This window comes from Synechococcus sp. M16.1 (assembly GCF_014279895.1).
Classification (GTDB): domain Bacteria; phylum Cyanobacteriota; class Cyanobacteriia; order PCC-6307; family Cyanobiaceae; genus Parasynechococcus.
On record NZ_CP047954.1, the window covers coordinates 1,646,028 to 1,663,313 of the forward strand.

Annotated in this window: 17 protein-coding genes; 8 read left to right on the plus strand and 9 right to left on the minus strand. The window is 63.4% G+C overall.

From position 1 onward, the window contains the following. Positions 1–229: 229 nt before the first annotated feature. From SynM161_RS09540 to groES, 3 genes are all read right to left on the minus strand, one after another. Entirely contained in the window at positions 230–649 is a 420-nt protein-coding gene (locus tag SynM161_RS09540; RefSeq protein WP_255441768.1) for a hypothetical protein, read from the minus strand. A 155-nt stretch (positions 650–804) separates the two neighbouring features. Continuing rightward, complete coding sequence (groL, locus tag SynM161_RS09545; RefSeq protein ID WP_006851861.1) at positions 805–2,439, minus strand: chaperonin GroEL; 1,635 nt, start codon at positions 2,437–2,439, stop codon at positions 805–807. Between the two features lie 77 nt (positions 2,440–2,516). Next, positions 2,517–2,828: a co-chaperone GroES gene (gene groES / locus SynM161_RS09550; RefSeq protein ID WP_006850452.1), complete on the minus strand. Its 312-nt coding sequence runs from the start codon at positions 2,826–2,828 to the stop codon at positions 2,517–2,519. A gap of 223 nt (positions 2,829–3,051) precedes the next feature. On the opposite strand from groES, the gene atpD reads away from it, so the two are divergent. Both atpD and atpC read left to right on the plus strand, forming a co-directional pair. After that, complete coding sequence (gene atpD, locus SynM161_RS09555) at positions 3,052–4,515, plus strand: F0F1 ATP synthase subunit beta (RefSeq protein WP_115010090.1); 1,464 nt, start codon at positions 3,052–3,054, stop codon at positions 4,513–4,515. A 74-nt stretch (positions 4,516–4,589) separates the two neighbouring features. Beyond that, positions 4,590–5,000: an ATP synthase F1 subunit epsilon gene (gene atpC / locus SynM161_RS09560; RefSeq protein WP_186495957.1), complete on the plus strand. Its 411-nt coding sequence runs from the start codon at positions 4,590–4,592 to the stop codon at positions 4,998–5,000. A gap of 169 nt (positions 5,001–5,169) precedes the next feature. Here the strand turns inward: atpC and SynM161_RS09565 are convergent, their stop codons facing one another. Beyond that, complete coding sequence (locus SynM161_RS09565) at positions 5,170–5,685, minus strand: 30S ribosomal protein PSRP-3 (protein WP_186541061.1); 516 nt, start codon at positions 5,683–5,685, stop codon at positions 5,170–5,172. Positions 5,686–5,739: 54 nt separating this feature from the next. Between SynM161_RS09565 and SynM161_RS09570 the strand changes: the two genes are divergently transcribed. Then, complete coding sequence (locus SynM161_RS09570) at positions 5,740–6,510, plus strand: TIGR01548 family HAD-type hydrolase (RefSeq protein WP_186541063.1); 771 nt, start codon at positions 5,740–5,742, stop codon at positions 6,508–6,510. A 41-nt stretch (positions 6,511–6,551) separates the two neighbouring features. Here SynM161_RS09570 and SynM161_RS09575 read toward each other — a convergent pair whose 3' ends face one another. Genes SynM161_RS09575 through gmd form a run of 3 tightly spaced genes read right to left on the minus strand, consistent with a single transcriptional unit; the run spans position 6,552 to position 9,980 of the window. Continuing rightward, positions 6,552–7,877 (minus strand): aminopeptidase P N-terminal domain-containing protein, encoded by a 1,326-nt coding sequence (locus tag SynM161_RS09575; RefSeq protein WP_186541065.1) that lies wholly within the window; start codon positions 7,875–7,877, stop codon positions 6,552–6,554. Positions 7,878–7,911: 34 nt separating this feature from the next. Beyond that, positions 7,912–8,907 carry a GDP-L-fucose synthase gene (locus tag SynM161_RS09580; RefSeq protein WP_186541067.1) on the minus strand — a complete coding sequence of 332 codons (996 nt, stop codon included), beginning with the start codon at positions 8,905–8,907 and terminating at the stop codon, positions 7,912–7,914. Then, on the minus strand, positions 8,904–9,980 hold the full coding sequence (gene gmd, locus SynM161_RS09585) for a GDP-mannose 4,6-dehydratase (RefSeq protein WP_255441769.1): 1,077 nt from the start codon (positions 9,978–9,980) through the stop codon (positions 8,904–8,906). The genes SynM161_RS09580 and gmd overlap by 4 nt, the downstream gene beginning before the upstream one ends. 67 nt (positions 9,981–10,047) lie before the next feature. On the opposite strand from gmd, the gene SynM161_RS09590 reads away from it, so the two are divergent. The 5 genes from SynM161_RS09590 (at position 10,048) to ald (ending at position 15,825) form a co-directional block, all read left to right on the plus strand. Next, positions 10,048–11,052, plus strand: a complete 1,005-nt coding sequence (locus SynM161_RS09590) for a CNNM domain-containing protein (RefSeq protein ID WP_186541079.1) — start codon at positions 10,048–10,050, stop codon at positions 11,050–11,052. Beyond that, positions 11,049–12,344: a GTP-binding protein gene (locus SynM161_RS09595; protein WP_186542640.1), complete on the plus strand. Its 1,296-nt coding sequence runs from the start codon at positions 11,049–11,051 to the stop codon at positions 12,342–12,344. Before SynM161_RS09590 ends, SynM161_RS09595 begins: the two co-directional genes overlap by 4 nt. A 1-nt stretch (position 12,345) precedes the next feature. Continuing rightward, a complete protein-coding gene (locus SynM161_RS09600) occupies positions 12,346–12,927 on the plus strand; it encodes a nicotinate-nucleotide adenylyltransferase (protein WP_186541081.1) in 582 nt (193 codons plus the stop codon). Beyond that, positions 12,927–14,612 (plus strand): NAD+ synthase, encoded by a 1,686-nt coding sequence (locus SynM161_RS09605; RefSeq protein WP_186541083.1) that lies wholly within the window; start codon positions 12,927–12,929, stop codon positions 14,610–14,612. The genes SynM161_RS09600 and SynM161_RS09605 overlap by 1 nt, the downstream gene beginning before the upstream one ends. Positions 14,613–14,685: 73 nt before the next feature. After that, the gene (gene ald, locus SynM161_RS09610) at positions 14,686–15,825 is read left to right on the plus strand and encodes an alanine dehydrogenase (protein WP_186541085.1); all 1,140 of its coding nucleotides are present in this window, start codon (positions 14,686–14,688) and stop codon (positions 15,823–15,825) included. On the opposite strand, the gene SynM161_RS09615 is transcribed toward ald, so the two are convergent. Further along, entirely contained in the window at positions 15,822–16,250 is a 429-nt protein-coding gene (locus tag SynM161_RS09615) for a YchJ family protein (protein WP_186541087.1), read from the minus strand. The genes ald and SynM161_RS09615 overlap by 4 nt on opposite strands. Next, a complete protein-coding gene (locus tag SynM161_RS09620) occupies positions 16,250–17,275 on the minus strand; it encodes a DUF3326 domain-containing protein (protein ID WP_255441770.1) in 1,026 nt (341 codons plus the stop codon). The genes SynM161_RS09615 and SynM161_RS09620 overlap by 1 nt, the downstream gene beginning before the upstream one ends. Between the last annotated feature and the right edge of the window lie 11 nt (positions 17,276–17,286).

A 17,286-nucleotide genomic window follows, 5' to 3' on the forward strand; every position in this document is an offset into this window, starting at 1 on the left:
TTGAAGACAGCTTCAAGCTGATGGTCGTAATGCTGTTCATCAACTTGCCGCTCTGTTCCGATCAATTTTGCGACCAGAAGCCACACAAGAAAGCACTAATCAAGAAAACTGAGCCACGACTGAGGCGGTATTACAAGATCAACAAACCAAGAATTCTTCAAGCAGCCTGAATGGATGAGAGCCCTAGCGGCCTTGAACTTAAGCCGTGAGACTTCAGATTCCAGAAACATTACTCAGGGCTTTGCAACCCTGATTTCAGAAAAGCAATTTCCTTGTAGACCCGATCAAGCTCGTACAACGTTTTTGTTTCCTTCTTTTCAAGGATTTCAACCCGCTTCAACAGATCCTCCAACAACTTGTTTTGCAAAGATTCAACCTGAACTTGCCTTTTTTGCACGCCTTTTGAGGGAGCAGAAGCCGTGCTGGCCGGGGAAAGAATGCCTCCATCCGTTTCGACGTACAACAAGGCAAGACGCTCCAACACCTTGGAGTAGGCCTTGTCTTGTTGTCGGCAAAGGGCTTTGAAACGCTGCAGCGTCTCTGGAGCGAACTGGGCGGCGAAAGCTCCGGGGCGCTGGGGCATTTGTCCCGACACATCGATACACAGCAAGACGTTAGCCGGTACCTCTCCGCACCCCGAATCCTTCATGACCGGCAACCAACGCCGGCCCCCAGGCGCCACATATCTTGTAAAAACTAGTTCTTACAAGACAGCATCCGAACATAAAAAAGAGGCCCCGCAGGACCTCTTGGCATGACTTGAGTTGGGGTGATCGGGTGGTCTCCCGACCACCCGAAGGTCGATCAGTAGTCGAAGTCGCCGCCGCCCATGCCGCCGCCGGCAGGAGCTGCTTCCTTCTTCTCAGGCAGATCAGCCACGATGCACTCGGTGGTGAGCACCATGCCAGCAATGGATGCGGCATTTTGCAGACCGGAGCGGGTCACCTTGGCGGGATCTACGATGCCGGCAGCCAGCATGTCGACGTACTCGCCGGAGGCAGCGTTGAAGCCTTCGGCACCAGCGCGAGCCTTGACGTTCTCAGCCACAACAGCGCCGTTGGCACCTGCGTTTTCAGCGATGCGCATCAGCGGAGCGGTAAGAGCAGCAGCCACGATGTTGGCGCCGATCAGTTCCTCACCGGACAGGCTGGAGGCTGCCCACTGCTCCAGGGCCGGAGCCAGGTGAGCCAGGGTGGTGCCACCGCCAGGAACGATGCCTTCCTCAACAGCCGCCTTGGTGGCGTTGATGGCGTCCTCGAGACGGAGTTTCTTGTCCTTCATCTCGGTTTCGGTGGCTGCACCCACCTTCACCACAGCCACGCCACCGGCCAGCTTGGCCAGGCGTTCCTGCAGCTTCTCCTTGTCATAGGTGGAGTCGGTCTCGTCCATCTGCTTCTTGATCTGTTCGCAGCGGGCGCCGACAGCCGCCTCGTTGCCCTCGGCAACGATGGTGGTGGTGTCCTTGTTGATGGTGATGCGACGGGCGGTGCCCAGCATCTCGAGCTTGGCGTTCTCCAGCTTGAGACCGGCATCTTCGGTGATCAGCTGACCGTTGGTCAGCACAGCCATGTCTTCCAACATGGCCTTGCGGCGATCACCAAAACCAGGAGCCTTCACAGCGGCCACGTTCAGCACACCGCGCAGACGGTTCACCACCAGAGTGGCCAGGGCTTCCTTCTCGATGTCCTCAGCAATGATCAGCAGAGGCTTGCCGGTGCGGGCGATTTGCTCCAGCACGGGCACCAGATCCTGCACCAGACCGATCTTCTTGTCGGTGAGAAGGATGTAGGGCTCGTCGAGGACGGCTTCCATCCGCTCGGTGTCGGTGGCGAAATAAGGGGAGATGTAGCCCTTATCGAAGCGCATGCCCTCGGTGACCTCGAGTTCGGTCTCCATGGACTTGCCCTCTTCGAGGGAAATCACACCTTCCTTGCCAACCTTGTCCATGGCATCGGCAATCATCTTGCCGACTTCTTCATCGTTGCCAGCGGAGATGGTGCCGACCTGAGCGATGGCATTGCTGTCAGCGATGGGCTTGGCCATTTCCTTGATCTTGCTGACCAGGAAATCGGAAGCCTTGTCGATGCCCTTCTTCAGGGTGATGGCGTTGGCACCGGCAGCCACGTTGCGCAGACCCGCCTTGACCATGGCGTGAGCCAGAACGGTGGCGGTGGTGGTGCCGTCACCTGCGGCGTCATTGGTTTTGGAGGCGGCCTGACGGATCAGAGCAACACCGGTGTTCTCGATGTGGTCTTCGAGCTCAATCTCCTTGGCGATGGTGACGCCGTCATTGATGATCTGGGGTGCACCGAACTTCTTCTCGAGCACCACGTTGCGGCCCTTGGGACCAAGGGTCACGGCAACAGCTTCGCAGAGGATGTCGATGCCTTTTTCGAGAGCGCGACGGGCGTTCTCGTTGTAGATGATGCGCTTTGCCATGGAAGGCGGTTCCTAATGAAGAGGATGGTTAAAGGAGGCTGAGTTGAGGCTCAAGCCGCAATGCAGCAGGGCTGATCTCAGTTGACGACAGCCAGGATGTCCTTCTCGGACAGCAGCACGTATTCATCGCTGCCGAGCTTGATGTCGGTGCCGGCGTACTTGCTGTAGAGGACCTTGTCGCCCACACCAACTTCGGGAGCCTGACGGCTGCCGTCGTCGTTGCGCTTGCCGGGGCCCACCTGAACCACTTCACCCACCTGGGGCTTTTCTTTGGCGGTGTCAGGCAGAAGGATGCCGCCGGCAGTCTTCTCTTCGGATTCAGAGACCTTGACGAACACGCGGTCGCCGAGGGGTTTAACGGTCGAGACGCTGAGAGAAACAGCAGCCATGGGTACTTGCAGGAGCAGGGACAGGGCGCAATGCGCCAAGCATCGACGCGAGTTGGCACTCGATGCCGATGAGTGCCAACGTATGCAAGCGACCACCCCCTGGGCCATACCCCAAGCTGTGCGGGTGACCGAACCGGGGGGGGTGCAACCACAGCGGTGGTATGGTTGCGCCGCTCTGAATGGGTCCGAGCGCGCAGCGCCTGTTCCCGCAACTCTCCTTCCTATGGTCGCTTCTGCTCCTGCATCTGCTGGCACCAAGGGTGTGATCCGTCAGGTGATCGGCCCGGTTCTGGACGTGGAATTTCCCGCCGGGAAACTGCCCAAGATCTATAACGCCCTGCGCATCGAGGGGAAAAACCCCGCAGGTGACGACGTCGCTCTGACCGCTGAGGTTCAACAGCTTCTGGGTGATCACCGGGTTCGTGCCGTTGCCATGAGTGGCACCGACGGTCTGGTGCGCGGTATGGAAGCCGTTGACACCGGTGCACCGATCTCCGTGCCCGTGGGTGAAGGCACCCTCGGCCGCATCTTCAACGTGCTGGGCGAGCCCGTAGACGAGCAGGGCCCCGTCAACACCACGGCCACCGCTCCCATCCACCGGGATGCCCCCAACATCACTGAGCTTGAGACCAAGCCCAAGGTGTTCGAGACCGGCATCAAGGTGATCGATCTCCTTGCTCCCTATCGCCAGGGCGGCAAGGTCGGCCTGTTCGGCGGCGCCGGCGTGGGCAAGACCGTGCTGATTCAGGAGCTGATCAACAACATCGCCAAGGAGCATGGCGGTGTGTCTGTGTTCGGTGGTGTGGGTGAGCGCACCCGTGAGGGCAACGACCTCTACGAGGAATTCAAGGAATCCGGCGTGATCAACGCCGACGACCTGTCCAAGTCGAAGGTGGCCCTCTGCTATGGCCAGATGAACGAGCCCCCCGGCGCCCGGATGCGCGTGGGCCTCTCCGCTCTGACCATGGCTGAGCACTTCCGCGACGTGAACAAGCAGGACGTGCTGCTGTTCGTGGACAACATCTTCCGCTTCGTGCAGGCCGGCTCCGAGGTGTCCGCACTGCTGGGTCGCATGCCTTCCGCTGTGGGCTACCAGCCCACCCTGGGCACCGACGTGGGTGCCCTGCAGGAGCGTGTTGCATCCACCGTTGAAGGTTCGATCACCTCGATCCAGGCCGTTTACGTGCCTGCTGACGACCTGACCGACCCCGCACCGGCCACCACCTTTGCCCACCTCGACGCCACCACGGTGCTGAACCGTGCCCTGGCTTCCAAGGGCATCTACCCCGCTGTGGATCCTCTGGATTCCACCAGCACCATGCTCCAGCCAGCTGTGGTGGGTGACGAGCACTACCGCACCGCCCGCGCCGTGCAGTCCACCCTGCAGCGCTACAAGGAACTGCAGGACATCATCGCGATTCTTGGTCTCGACGAACTGTCGGAAGACGACCGTCGCACCGTGGACCGTGCCCGCAAGGTGGAGAAGTTCCTCTCCCAGCCTTTCTTCGTGGCTGAAATCTTCACCGGCATGCCCGGCAAGTACGTGAAGCTGGAGGAGACCATCGCTGGTTTCAACCAGATCCTTTCCGGTGAGCTGGACAGCCTCCCCGAAGCCGCCTTCTACCTGGTGGGCAACATCGAGGAAGTGAAAGCCAAGGCCGAGAAGATCGCCGCCGAAACCAAGTGATCCCTGCGGGGGTGTGATTCACACCCCCGATCACGTGTTTCTCGACAGTCCGTTCTCTTTTCGAACCAAGGTTCATGTCCCTCACCCTCCGCGTGCTGGCAACAGACCAGAACGTCTTTGATGGCAGCGCCGACGAGGTGATCCTGCCCAGTACTACCGGTCAACTCGGCATCCTGCCCGGCCACATCTCCCTGCTCACCGCCATCGACATCGGTGTGCTGCGGGTGCGTGCCAACGGTGCCTGGAACTCCATCGCTCTGATGGGTGGTTTTGCCGAAGTGGATGCTGATGAAGTCACCGTTCTGGTGAACAAGGCCGAACTGGGCAGCTCCATCGATGCCGCTGCCGCCGAAGCCGCTTTCCAGAAGGCCTCCACCGTGGTGGCTGGCATGGAAGGCCAACCTGCTTCGCCGGAAAAACTCAAGGCGCAGCAACAGCTGAATGAAGCCCGCGCTCGCCTTCAGGCCAGCAAAACCTCCGACTGATTCATCCCCCTGTTTCAAGGATGACGTCGCAAAAGGCCAGGGGTTAGCGCCCCTGGCCTTTTTTGTGGTGTGGTTTGTCCGTTCGTTTTCCCAACACCAGCCAAGCCACAGGAAGGCATAAAAAAACCTGCCCGAAGGCAGGTTTGCATCATCAAATTGAAAAGCGGAATCAGGCGGTACCGCAGAAGGTGACTTCGGGGAACTTGGCCTTGGCCTCGTCGAGGCTCTTGCCTTTGCCCTCTTCCTGCCAGTAGTTGATCACCTCAGTGGCCTGGTTGAGCACTTCAACCCGCTCGTTGTCGGTGATCCAGCTCTTGCCTTCCAGTTCGGTCTTCAGGCTTTCCCAGGCATCCTCACGGGGCCAGAAGAAGTAGGAGGTGAGGGGGCTGGGGCCACCGCCAACGATCTGATCAACCGCAAGGGCCACGTTGTCGGGAAGCCAGAGGATCTTCAGCAGGAAGCGGCCCTCATCGGCCTTGGGGGTGTAACCGGAAGGAACACCATCGGCATCGATGGTGGCCGTGGCCAGAGCCGCGGCGGCGCCCTTCAGCACAGGACGGCCTTCAGCTTCGCTGGCTGCAGGCTTTTCAGTAGTTTCAGCTGCCTGGGTGGCGCCTTCAGCCGCGTCGGCTGACGGAGTCGCGACCTCCTGGTCGGTAGGGGCAGCGCCTTCGGTGACCGTCATGGTGTCAGCGCTCAAGACAGAAATACAAACAACTAACCTAACAGCCGCTCCCCATTGGACGTTCTGGGATCCCCAACCATCCTGCTGTTCGACATCGATGGTGTGATCCGCGATGTCGCGGGCAGCTATCGACGGGCCCTTCAATGCACTGTGCAGCACTACTGCGGTTGGCAACCCAGCGCTGATGTCATCGATGCGTTGAAGGCTGAGGGAGCCTGGAACAACGACTGGGACGCCAGCCTGGAACTGATGCGGCGCCATGGTGCTGAGCTGCCGGATCGCGCCGCGCTGATCGATGTGTTCAGCGGCTTCTACTTCGGCGGAGATCCGGATGGAGACCCCAGCCAATGGACGGGCTTCATCGGTGATGAGCCTCTTCTGGTGGACGCCAGCTTTTTCACCACACTGTCGAAGCGCAAGTTGCGCTGGGGATTTGTGAGTGGAGCTGAACCACCCTCAGCCCGCTTCGTGCTGCAACAGCGCCTGGGGCTCCAGGACCCGCCCCTGATCGCGATGGGGGATGCCCCCGACAAACCGGACCCCACAGGCTTGATCCGCCTGGCCAAAGCACTGGGGGCCAGTGCCGAGGGAGTTCAGGTGGCCTATCTCGGCGACACCGTGGCCGATGTGAACACCGTGATCCAGGCCCGGGAACGCTGGCCGGAAAAACGATTCGTGAGCCTGGCGGTGGCACCGCCTCACCTACAAACCCCAGAGCAGGCTGCGGCGCGCGACATCTATGAGCAACGGCTGCGGGAAGCGGGCGCCGATCACGTGCTGACGACCACTGAAGCGGTCTTGCACTGGGAAGGAGCTGCGGGATAAGGGCAACTGCGGTCCGCGAAACTCCCCGCTGATCGAGGCGATCAGCGCTCCATCGCAGCAACGCTCTTGAGGGCACCGGCGGTGAGCACCTCATGGCCCGTCTCGGTGACGGCAACGTCGTCTTCGATGCGGATGCCGATGCCTTTCCAGCGATCGTCAATCTCTGGCTGTCCTTCCGGCACGCTGAGGCGATCGCTGACGTAAAGACCGGGCTCAACGGTGAGCACCATGCCTGGCTCCAGCGGCGCAGGTTGCTCACCTAGCCGGTAGGCCCCCACGTCATGCACATCCAGACCCAGCCAATGGCCGGTGCGGTGCATGTACAGGTGGCGGTAATCGCCTCGCTCGATGATGCCGTCCACATCCCCGATCAGCAGGCCCAGGTCCACCAAGCCCTCCACCAGAATTCGCAGGGCGGTGTCGTGCACCGCCTCCGCCGTGCCGCCGGGAGCCACAACGGCAACCGCAGCTTCCTGAGCCTCCAGCACCAGGCTGTAGAGCTCCCGCTGTTCCACCGTGAAGCGGCCATTCACCGGGAAAGTGCGGGTGATGTCGCCGTTGTAGTAATCCTCCAGCGAACAACCGGCATCGATCAGCAGCAGGTCACCGTCCTGCAGCGGGGCCGTGTTGGCGGTGTAGTGCAGCACGCAGGCGTTATCACCGCCGGCGACGATGGATCCGTAGGCCGGACCACGGGCCCCGTTGCTGCGGAAATGGGCCTCCATCGCAGCCTGAACCTCGGCTTCGTTCATGCCCGGGCGGGTGATCGATCGGGCCAGCTCGTGGGCTTCTGAGGAGATGCGGCAGGCCTCCCGCAAACGCTCCAACTCATGGGGCTCCTTGCGCAGCCGCAGGCGATGCAGGATCGGCGTTGGTGCCACCAGGCCCAGGGCCGCCGTCCCCGTGCGGGCATAGGTGTCCAGTTGCCGCCCCCAGGCCGAAAGCACCATCGACTCCACCGATGTGTTTCGGCCCACCCGGAAGGCGATGGCTTCGGCACCGGCGAGGTACTCGGGCAGTTTTTCGCTCAGCTGATCCAGCGGATGAGCCAGGTCCGCCCCATAGCGCTCCACGGCGCCTTCGGTGCCCCATCGGAAGCCGGTCCACACCTCAGCAGCAGGGTCCTTGGGCTGCACGAACAGCACGTAGCGCTCGCCTTCCGGTCGATGCGGCAGCAGCAGAGCCACCGCATCCGGTTCATCAAAACCGGTGAGATAAAAGAAATCGCTGTCCTGCCGGAAGGGCCATTCGCAGTCGGCGTGATGAGTCGCCAATGCCGCGGCCGGAATCACCGCGGCGGCAGCGCCGAGTTGCTCCATGAACAGAGCGCGACGACGCGAGTGGATGCCGGAGTCGAAACCGTTCACAGCAGCAGAGCGTTCAGGGGAACAGGATGGCAGCTCAGCCCCTCAATTGTTCCGTCGCCAGAGCTGCCTGGAAATCCGCGTAAGCACGCTGCAGGCCATCGGCCAGGGAAATCGATGCCGACCAGCCCATGGCCCGCAGACGGCTGACATCCAGCTGCTTTTTCGGTGTTCCATCTGGCTTGCTCGTCTCCCACAGCAGGTCTCCGCTGAAGCCCACCACGGCAGCGATCTGCTCCGCCAAGGCGCGAATCGTGAGATCAACCCCGGTGCCCACATTCAAAAAGGCCAAGGGCTGGCCGGCCTCGTTCAGTGGGGCATCGTCCGCCATTGCGCTCCAATGCTCCAAGGCGAATACACAAGCCGCACCCAGGTCATCAGCATGCAAAAACTCCCGCAGCGGAGTGCCACTGCCCCAGCAGGTGACCGACGCATCCCCACGGGTCTTGGCTTCATGGAAGCGGCGCAGCAGGGCAGGCAGCACATGGCTGTTGGTGGGGTGGTAGTTATCCCCCGTCCCGTACAGGTTCGTTGGCATCAGGCTGATGGCATCAAAGGCGTGCTGACGGCGAAGGGCCTCACACAGCTTGATGCCGCTGATCTTGGCGATGGCGTACCACTCATTGGTGGGCTCTAGGGCCCCGGTGAGCAGCGCCTCTTCGCGAATCGGTTGGTCTGCGAACTTCGGGTAGATGCAACTGCTGCCAAGGAACAGCAGCCGCCGGACACCACTGGCCCATGCCGCCTCGATCACATTGGTTTGGATCTTGAGGTTGTCCAGCAGGAAATCAGCCGGAAAGCTGTTGTTGGCCTGAATGCCACCCACCCTGGCAGCGGCGAGAACCACCACGTCCGGCCGCGACTGCTGCATCCACTGCTCCACTGCAGGGCGATCCAGACAATCCAAGGCATTACGGCCTGGTGTTAACAGCGATCCATAACCGCGCTGCTGCAAGGCCCGGGCGATGGCACTGCCCGCCATCCCCCGAGCACCAAAAATGGCGATCCTGTCGGATCCAGAGATCAGGGTCATTCGTGCGCCCCGACAACCTTGAAACCTTCCCGCTTCAGCAGCGCTTCCTTACGCGCCTCCTCGTGATCGGTCTCCACCATCTCCGCCACCAGCTGCTCCAGAGTGGTGGTGGGGGTCCAACCCAGTTTGTCGCGCGCCTTGGTGGGATCGCCCAGCAGGGTTTCCACCTCAGCGGGGCGGAAATAGCGGGGGTCAATCCGGACCACCACGGCACCGCTGTCGACACGGCGGCCTACCTCCTCCAGCGCAGCACCTTCCCAGGTGATGCCGCCCCAGCCGATCTTCTCCGCTGCAAGCTCAATGAAGCGGCGCACACTCTCCTGGCGCCCGGTAGCGATGACGAAATCCTCCGGATGCTCCTGCTGGAGCATCCGCCACTGCATCTCGACGTAATCGCGGGCGTGGCCCCAGTCACGCTTGGCATCAAGGTTGCCCATGTAAAGACACTCCTCAAGACCCGCATCAATGCGGCAAAGGCCCCGGGTGATCTTTCGGGTGACAAAGGTTTCGCCGCGGCGGGGGCTCTCGTGGTTAAACAGCACGCCGTTGCAGGCGTACATCCCATAAGACTCGCGGTAGTTCACCGTGATCCAGTAGGCGTACAACTTGGCCACGCCGTAGGGACTGCGGGGATAGAAAGGCGTTGATTCCTTTTGCGGAATTTCCTGCACCAGGCCGTAGAGCTCACTGGTGCTGGCCTGATAGATGCGGGTTTTTTCGGTCAATCCCAGCATCCGCACCGCCTCAAGAATGCGCAGAGTTCCGAGGGCATCGCTGTTGGCGGTGTACTCCGGTGCCTCAAAACTCACAGCCACATGGCTCTGGGCGCCAAGGTTGTAGATCTCATCGGGCTGCACCTGCTGGATGATGCGAATCAGATTGGTGCTGTCAGTGAGGTCGCCGTAGTGCAGGATCAGGCGTGGATCCTGGTCATGAGGATCCTGGTACAAGTGATCAATCCGGCTGGTGTTGAAGCTGCTGGAGCGGCGCTTGATCCCGTGCACCTCGTAACCCTTCTCCAGCAGGAGCTCCGTCAGATAGCTGCCGTCCTGGCCCGTGATCCCAGTTATCAACGCCTTTTTCACGTCTGGTGTGTTCCACAGGCGTCGATAGAGTAATTCGACTACAGACCACCTCTGGATGGCGCCCAACTCGGACCTCCTGGTGCTGTTGCTGCTGGTTTTGGTGGTGCTGCTGGGTTCGGCCCTCTGTTCCGGAGTGGAAGCCGCCCTGTTGACCGTGAGTCCGATCCGGGTGCACGAGCTGGCGGCCCGGGAACGTCCCGTGGCCGGGGCCCGGCGGCTGGCGCAGTTGCGTCAACGGCTGGGGCGCACCCTGTCGGCTCTGGTGATCGCCAATAACGGCTTCAATATTTTCGGCAGCCTGATGCTGGGCGGTTATGCCGCCTGGGTGTTCGAGCAGCGCAACATCAGCGGTGTTGCCCTGCCGGTGTTCTCGGTGGGACTCACCGTCCTGGTGATCCTGCTAGGTGAAATCCTGCCCAAAGCCCTCGGAAGCCGTCTGGCCCTGCCGGTGGCCCTGGCCAGCGCACCCCTGTTGCATTGGCTCGGCCTGGTGCTCAGGCCGCTGGTGCTGCTGCTGGAACGGATGCTGCCGGCCATCACCGCCGAAGCGGAACTCAGCACCAATGAAGAGGAGATCCGTCTGCTGGCTCGCCTGGGCTCCCAGAAGGGAGAGATCGAAGCCGATGAAGCCGCGATGATCGGCAAGGTGTTTCAGCTCAACGACCTCACCGCCCGCGACCTGATGACGCCGCGGGTGGCGGCGCCCACCCTGGACGGCAGCCTCAGCATCGAAGCCCAGCGGGCCAAGCTGATGAGCACCAACGACCCCTGGTGGGTGGTGCTGGGCGATCAAGTGGACAAGGTGCTTGGCGTGGCCAGCCGCGAGCGGGTGCTCACCGCCCTGTTGGAGAACCGCGGCCTGCTCACACCCGTTGACCTCTGCGAACCGGTGGAATACGTGCCCGAGATGATCCGGGCTGATCGGCTGCTGACGGGCTTCCGGCGCGACAGCGGTGGTGTGCGCGTGGTGGTGGATGAATTCGGTGGCTTTGTCGGCGTGATCGGTGCCGAATCGGTGCTGGCCGTGCTGGCCGGCTGGTGGCGCAAGCCGGCAGCATGAGCGGGATGCAACCCACCCCGCCCCATACCGTTGAGCGCTGCCAGCTGCTGCTGGAACACTGGCGCAGTCAGCTTCAGCTGAGCCCACGGGACCAGGGACTGCTGGGGGGTGAATTGCGGCTGCTGGATCGTCAGCTGCAACGGCTGCAGCAACGACGCCTGCGCATTGCTCTGTTTGGTCGGGTGGGGGTCGGCAAATCCAGCCTGATCAATGCCTTGATCCGCCGGCCACTGCTGGCAACGGATGTCGCCCACGGCAGCACCCGCCATCAGCAGGCGGTGGACTGGCCCGTGGAGATTGCCGGGCTGACCAGGGTGGAACTGGTGGACACCCCCGGCATTGATGAAATCGATGCCGCCGGGCGGGCTCGCTTGGCCTCCCGCGTGGCCATGGGGGCTGATCTGGTGCTGCTGGTGGTGGACAGCGACCTGACCCGAGCCGACCTGGAGGCCTTACGAACGCTGCTGGAGAGCGGCAAGCCCCTGCAGCTGGTGCTGAACCGGAGCGACCGTTGGCCAGAGCAGGAACGTGCCGAACTGCTGCGCAGCATCCGCGCCCGGCTGCCGGTTGATCTGCCGATCACCGCGGCAGCGGCAGCGCCCCGCAGCCCCCAGATCCAGGCCGATGGGCGGGTGCGCAGCACGATCACGACGCCGCAGGTGCAGGATCTGCAGAAGCAGCTCTGCCGGCAGCTGGAGAACGAAGGCACCCTGCTGTTGGCGATTCAGTCGCTGCGTCAGGCCGACCGCTTCCAGAGGGCCTGCCAAGCACTGCGGCTGCAACAGCACCGCCGCACGGCCCAGAGCCTGATCGGTCGTTATGCAGCCGCCAAGGCCACCGGCGTGGCCGTCAACCCTGTAGTGGCATTGGATATGGCCGGAGGCATGGCCTGCGACACCGCCCTGGTGCTGCAGCTCAGCCGTCTCTACAACCTGCCGATGACACCAGCGGCGGCACGGCTGCTGCTCACCCGGCTCTCCAGCCACAACGCCTTGTTGGGCGGGGTGCAGCTGGGGCTGGCGGCCCTCAAGCAGGCCCTGCTGCTGCTGGTGCCGGTGAGCGGCGGCGCCAGCATGGCCCCTGCAGCCCCGGTGGCCTTGGCCCAAGCCGCCCTGGCGGTGCATGCCAGCCGCCGAACGGGGCGTCTGGTGGCGCAGCAGTTGCTGCGACGGCGCGGTGGACAACCCGGTGCGCTGTTACGCCGCCTGGCCGAACGTGATCCCGTGGTGCACCACTGGCTGTTGCGCTGGCCCAAAGCCCTGGAACAAGATCTGCAACCACTGCTGCCCTGAGATGACCGCTGCTGCCATCGCTTTGCTGGGCACCAGCGCCGATCCACCCACCCGCGGCCATCAGGTGCTGCTTGAGGGGCTGTTGAACCGCTACGGCCAGGTGGCGACATGGGCCAGCGACAATCCCCTGAAAGAGCACGATGCCCCCCTGGAGTTGCGAGCGATGCTGCTCGGCCAGCTGGTGCAGCAACTGCAGGATGAACGTCTCGAGCTGGCCCAGCATCTGAGCAGCCCATACACCTTGATCACCTTGCAACGGGCTGCCCAGCATTGGCCTGATCGCAACCTGGTGTTTGTGGTGGGCAGCGATCTCGCTGGCCAGATTCCCCGCTGGAAACAGAGCGATTGCTGGCTGCCGCAGTGCCGCCTGGCCATCGCCCCCCGCAAGGGTTGGCCCCTCGAGGAGGCGACGCTGCAGGCCCTGCGCGATCTGGGCGGACAGGTGGAGCTGCTGGATCTGGAGGTTCCCGCCACCGCCAGTTCGCAACTGCGCCAGCAACCGAATCAAGCGCAGATCCCTGAAGCGGTGTGGCCGCTGTTGCTCCAGCACAATCTTTACGGCCTTTCGGGGAGCCTCTGCTGATGCGCATCGCCCTGGCCCAACTCAACCCCGTGGTCGGCGACTTCGAGAGCAACGCGAAGCGGATTCTGGAGGCCGTGCGCAGGGCAGAAGAGCAGGCTATTGAGCTGGTGCTCACCCCTGAACTCTCCCTCTGGGGGTATCCCCCCCGGGACCAGTTGCTCGAGCCCAGCCGCCTCCAACAGCAGGACACGGTGCTGCAGTGGCTGGTGAACCAACTGAACAGCAGCGTCAACCTGTTGGTGGGAGCTGCGCTGCCCGCATCAGATGCCCGCAGTCCACGGCTGCACAACGGTGTGGTGCTGGTGAATCGCCTGGGCTGGCGGCCGATTGCCCAGAAACAACTGCTGCCCAGTTACGACGTCTTCGATGAGCGGCGCTACTTCCGCCCGGGCCATGGGCCCTGCCTGCTCAGCCTGCCCAACGGGAAACGACTGGGCCTCACCATCTGCGAAGACCTCTGGGTGGATGACGGCCTGCAGCGCGAGCGCCTAGACGGACCGGATCCCATCGATCAACTGATCCCCGAACAGCCGGATCTGGTGATCAATCTGGCGGCTTCCCCCTTCGATGCCTCCAAGCCAGCCTTGCGCCAACAGCTGGCGGCGGCGGCGGCGCAACGCCTCAATTGCCCCCTGATCTACCTCAATCAAGTGGGGGGCAACGACGAGCTGGTGTTCGACGGGGCCAGTTTTGTGGTGGGAGCCGATGGCGCCGTGCAGCTGGAGCTCCCCGTCTGTGAGGAGCACCTGGCGGTCTGGGACAGCGGCCATCCCACCCCTGTGCAGTCCCGCGGCCAGATTCAACCCATGGATCCCCTGGAGCGGCTGTTCCGCGCCCTGGTGCTTGGGGTGCGTGACTACGCCCGGAAATGCGGGTTCAACAAGGCATTGCTGGGGTTGAGCGGCGGCATCGACTCAGCGCTGGTGGCCGTGATCGCCAGCGCAGCCCTTGGGAACGAGGCGGTCTCAGCGCTGTTGATGCCCTCCCCCTGGAGCTCGGCTGGATCCATCGACGACGCCTTGGCCTTGGCCGACCGGTTGGGACTGCAGACCAACACCGTGCCGATCGCCGGCCTGATGGAGGGCTACGACCAGGCCCTCACCGCACCGCTGGGGGCAACGCCCCAGGGCGTGACGGCGGAAAATCTGCAATCACGCATTCGCGGCACCCTGCTGATGGCCGTGGCCAACCAGCAGGGCCAACTGCTGCTCACCACCGGCAACAAATCCGAGCTGGCCGTGGGGTACTGCACCCTCTACGGCGACATGAACGGCGGGCTTTCGGTGATTGGCGATCTCTACAAAACCAGCGTGTTTGCCCTGTGCGACTGGCTCGACAGCGAAGCAGCCCGGGGCTGCCGCCAGGCGCTGGGACTCCCGACCCACGGGGAGCTGGTGGGGGAGGCGATTCGACGCAAACCCCCCAGCGCCGAGCTCAGGCCCAACCAGAAAGACAGCGACTCCCTGCCCGACTACGACGCTCTGGACTCCCTGCTCAAAGCCCTGATCCAGGAGCGCCAGTCTGGACCAACCCTGGTGGCGGCCGGCCATGATCCCGCCCTTGTTCAACGGGTGGAACGGTTGCTGAAACGGGCCGAGTTCAAGCGTCGCCAGGCGGCACCGTTGCTCAAGGTGAGTCCCCAGGCCTTCGGCAGCGGCTGGCGGTTGCCCATTGCAGCGGCCTAAAGCCATCCCACCCTTGAGATGTGGCGGGTTCCGCCCAGCGGAGCCAGATTGAAGGCATCCCCTTGAAGCCGCCATGGCAGCCTCCGTTCTCTCGGCCCCGATGGCCAGCATCGGTGTGCCGAAGGAGATCAAGCTCGATGAGCAGCGCGTGGCGCTGACTCCCGATGCGGTGCGGGAGCTGGTGAGCCAAGGCTTGGAGGTGCGCATTGAAACCGGAGCCGGGGCTGGAGCGGGAATCGGTGACGACGCCTTCGCCGCCGCCGGTGCCCAAATGGTGAGCCGCGACGAGGCCTGGGGCGCCCATTTGGTGGTGAAGGTGAAGGAACCGCAGGCGGAGGAATTTGTCTATCTGCGGAAGGACATGGTGCTGTTCACCTACCTGCACCTGGCCGCCTATCCCAGCGTTGGCGAGGCCCTGCTGGAGGCAGGCACCGCCGCCATCGCCTACGAAACCGTGCAGCTGGAGAACGGCAGCCTGCCGTTGCTGGCACCGATGAGCGAAATCGCGGGGCGCTTGGCGGCCCAGGTGGGCGCCCACCTGCTGGAGAAACCCCACGGCGGCCGCGGCGTGCTGATGGGGGGCTGCACCGGCGTGCAACCGGCCCGGGTGGTGGTGCTTGGCGCCGGCACCGTGGGATGGAATGCCGCACGAACGGCCGCCGCCATGGATGCCGAGGTGTTGCTGCTCGACCGCTCACCCCAGCGGTTGCGCAGCCTGGAGGCCGACCGGCGCGGTCGCTTGATGAGTGTGGTGAGCAGCCGCGGACTTCTGGAACGGTTGGTGCCGACGGCGGATCTGGTGATCGGAGCCGTGCTCACCCCCGGCGGGCGCGCCCCCACCCTGGTGGACGAGCAGATGGTGAAGCAGATGCGGCCCGGTTCGGTGATCGTGGATGTGGCCATCGACCAGGGCGGCTGCATCGCCACCAGCCAGGAGACGACCCACCGCGATCCCACCGTGGCGATCCACGGCGTGCAGCACTACGCCGTGGGCAACATGCCTGGTGCGGTGCCGTTCACCTCCACCGAAGCCCTGGTGAGCGTGACCCTCCCGTACATCCTGGGCATCGCCGGGCGGGGCCTGGAGGAAGCGGTGACGGAACGACCGGAACTCATCTCCGGCCTGAACACTGTGCAGGGATCGGTCTGCCACCCCGGCGTGGCCAAAGCACTTGGGGTGCCGCCGCGGCATCCGATGGCCTGCCTGCGTTAGCCCTCCAAGTGGAGTGCACCCACATAGAGCCAAGGACCATCCTCCGCGCCATCGCGCCGGCGAAACAGGGAGGTTTCCTTCAGCACCCCACCGCGGTAACAGGCTTCAAACTGCACCGTTCCCTCCAGGTCCCGCGGGCCGCCGGCGCTAACAGCCAGCACCGTCAAGCCGAGCCAACGGGTCTGCCGGCAACTTCGCTCCAGGGATCGACGCCGCTGCTGTGCTGGAACATTCGGCTCGGGATGGGTGGCCAGCAGATAGTCGATCTCGCCACGCGCAAAAGCTGAATATCTTGAGCGCATCAGCTGTTCAGCCGTTTCGGCACGCCGATCGCCGCGATGCAGGGGCCCGCAGCAGCTGCGATAAACAGCACCCCCACAGGGGCAAGGGCTCTGATCGAAGGCTCCACCAAAACCGCCAGGCATCAATCCAACCGTTGCAGCGCTGGTAGTGGCCGGCCCAGGGACGCCGGACTCAATCCCTCCCGCAGCGCCAGCACCAACCCTGCTGCCTCGCTGTAACTGCTGGCCTGAAGAACGCCCTGGCTCAAGCCAAGGGCATCGGCCGTGACCGACAGCACCGCGGAGTTCTCCACTGTGATCAGCGGAACATTCCGTTCCAGACAAGCCAGCACCGCTTCACCCCCCAGTGCGCCTGCGGGCGCCACAACCGCCCCCAATTGCGCCGCATCAAGATCGCCAGGCTGCCGGGGGGCGCTCACCAGATCCGGCGCCCGGCTCAGCCCCACCAGCACGCAGGCCAGGAAGGTGTAACCGAGCTCCTCACCTGCCGCCCTTGGATCCAGTTGCGGATCCAGGGGTAAGGGGTCCAAGGCCGGAGCGTGGGCACAGGGAATCTGCAGGTGCTGCACCAGCAGGTGGCTGATCACTGCTTCAGCACCGGCCAGACCATCCACGCCACTGCCCTGGCGATACGCCGCCAACGCGTCACTCTCCGGATCCTCCGGGAAGCGGGCCACCACCGCAATCGCCGTCGCCCCGGCCTGCTTCAAGCGTTCACCGGCCCGCAACAAGGCATCAGGACGCCCCAATCGCCCCCAGCTGGCGCCACTGGCACCACACTCAAGCGTCACCTCAAGCGGCGCATCCGTTGAAACCACCGGGCCGATCTCCAAACCCAGGCTGGCTCGGCAGCCCTCAGCCACCTGAATCTGGCGCTGGGCCAGCTCTGGCTCGATGCCGGCATCCAGCAGCAAGCCGATCCGTTGCCTTCGCACCGGCCGCAGGGCCCAGTCACCCACGGCAAACCGATCGAGGCCATAGCCCTCTACGTAGAGCACGCGGGAATCGCTCCAATACAGCGAAGCCCCGTTCATCACATTGGGATGGGTGATCAGGCAGCCGCTCGCTGCAGCAAGCAAGCGTGCAGACGGCAGGGCGTCACCGGCAAAGCCACCGATGTCGCAACCGATGCCCGTGGGCACCAGCATCAGCGTTGGCA

What these genes read in the sequence shown, in the direction of transcription:
- atpC (WP_186495957.1), top strand. Translation starts at nt 4,590, where the DNA reads ATGTCCCTCACCCTCCGCGTGCTGGCAACAGACCAGAACGTCTTTGAT.
- SynM161_RS09615 (WP_186541087.1), bottom strand. Translation starts at nt 16,250, where the DNA reads ATGCCTGGCGGTTTTGGTGGAGCCTTCGATCAGAGCCCTTGCCCCTGT.
- SynM161_RS09565 (WP_186541061.1), bottom strand. Translation starts at nt 5,685, where the DNA reads ATGACGGTCACCGAAGGCGCTGCCCCTACCGACCAGGAGGTCGCGACT.
- SynM161_RS09580 (WP_186541067.1), bottom strand. Translation starts at nt 8,907, where the DNA reads ATGACCCTGATCTCTGGATCCGACAGGATCGCCATTTTTGGTGCTCGG.
- ald (WP_186541085.1), top strand. Translation starts at nt 14,686, where the DNA reads ATGGCAGCCTCCGTTCTCTCGGCCCCGATGGCCAGCATCGGTGTGCCG.
- SynM161_RS09600 (WP_186541081.1), top strand. Translation starts at nt 12,346, where the DNA reads ATGACCGCTGCTGCCATCGCTTTGCTGGGCACCAGCGCCGATCCACCC.
- groES (WP_006850452.1), bottom strand. Translation starts at nt 2,828, where the DNA reads ATGGCTGCTGTTTCTCTCAGCGTCTCGACCGTTAAACCCCTCGGCGAC.
- SynM161_RS09590 (WP_186541079.1), top strand. Translation starts at nt 10,048, where the DNA reads ATGGCGCCCAACTCGGACCTCCTGGTGCTGTTGCTGCTGGTTTTGGTG.
- groL (WP_006851861.1), bottom strand. Translation starts at nt 2,439, where the DNA reads ATGGCAAAGCGCATCATCTACAACGAGAACGCCCGTCGCGCTCTCGAA.
- SynM161_RS09540 (WP_255441768.1), bottom strand. Translation starts at nt 649, where the DNA reads ATGAAGGATTCGGGGTGCGGAGAGGTACCGGCTAACGTCTTGCTGTGT.
- SynM161_RS09620 (WP_255441770.1), bottom strand. Translation starts at nt 17,275, where the DNA reads ATGCTGGTGCCCACGGGCATCGGTTGCGACATCGGTGGCTTTGCCGGT.
- SynM161_RS09605 (WP_186541083.1), top strand. Translation starts at nt 12,927, where the DNA reads ATGCGCATCGCCCTGGCCCAACTCAACCCCGTGGTCGGCGACTTCGAG.
- SynM161_RS09595 (WP_186542640.1), top strand. Translation starts at nt 11,049, where the DNA reads ATGAGCGGGATGCAACCCACCCCGCCCCATACCGTTGAGCGCTGCCAG.
- atpD (WP_115010090.1), top strand. Translation starts at nt 3,052, where the DNA reads ATGGTCGCTTCTGCTCCTGCATCTGCTGGCACCAAGGGTGTGATCCGT.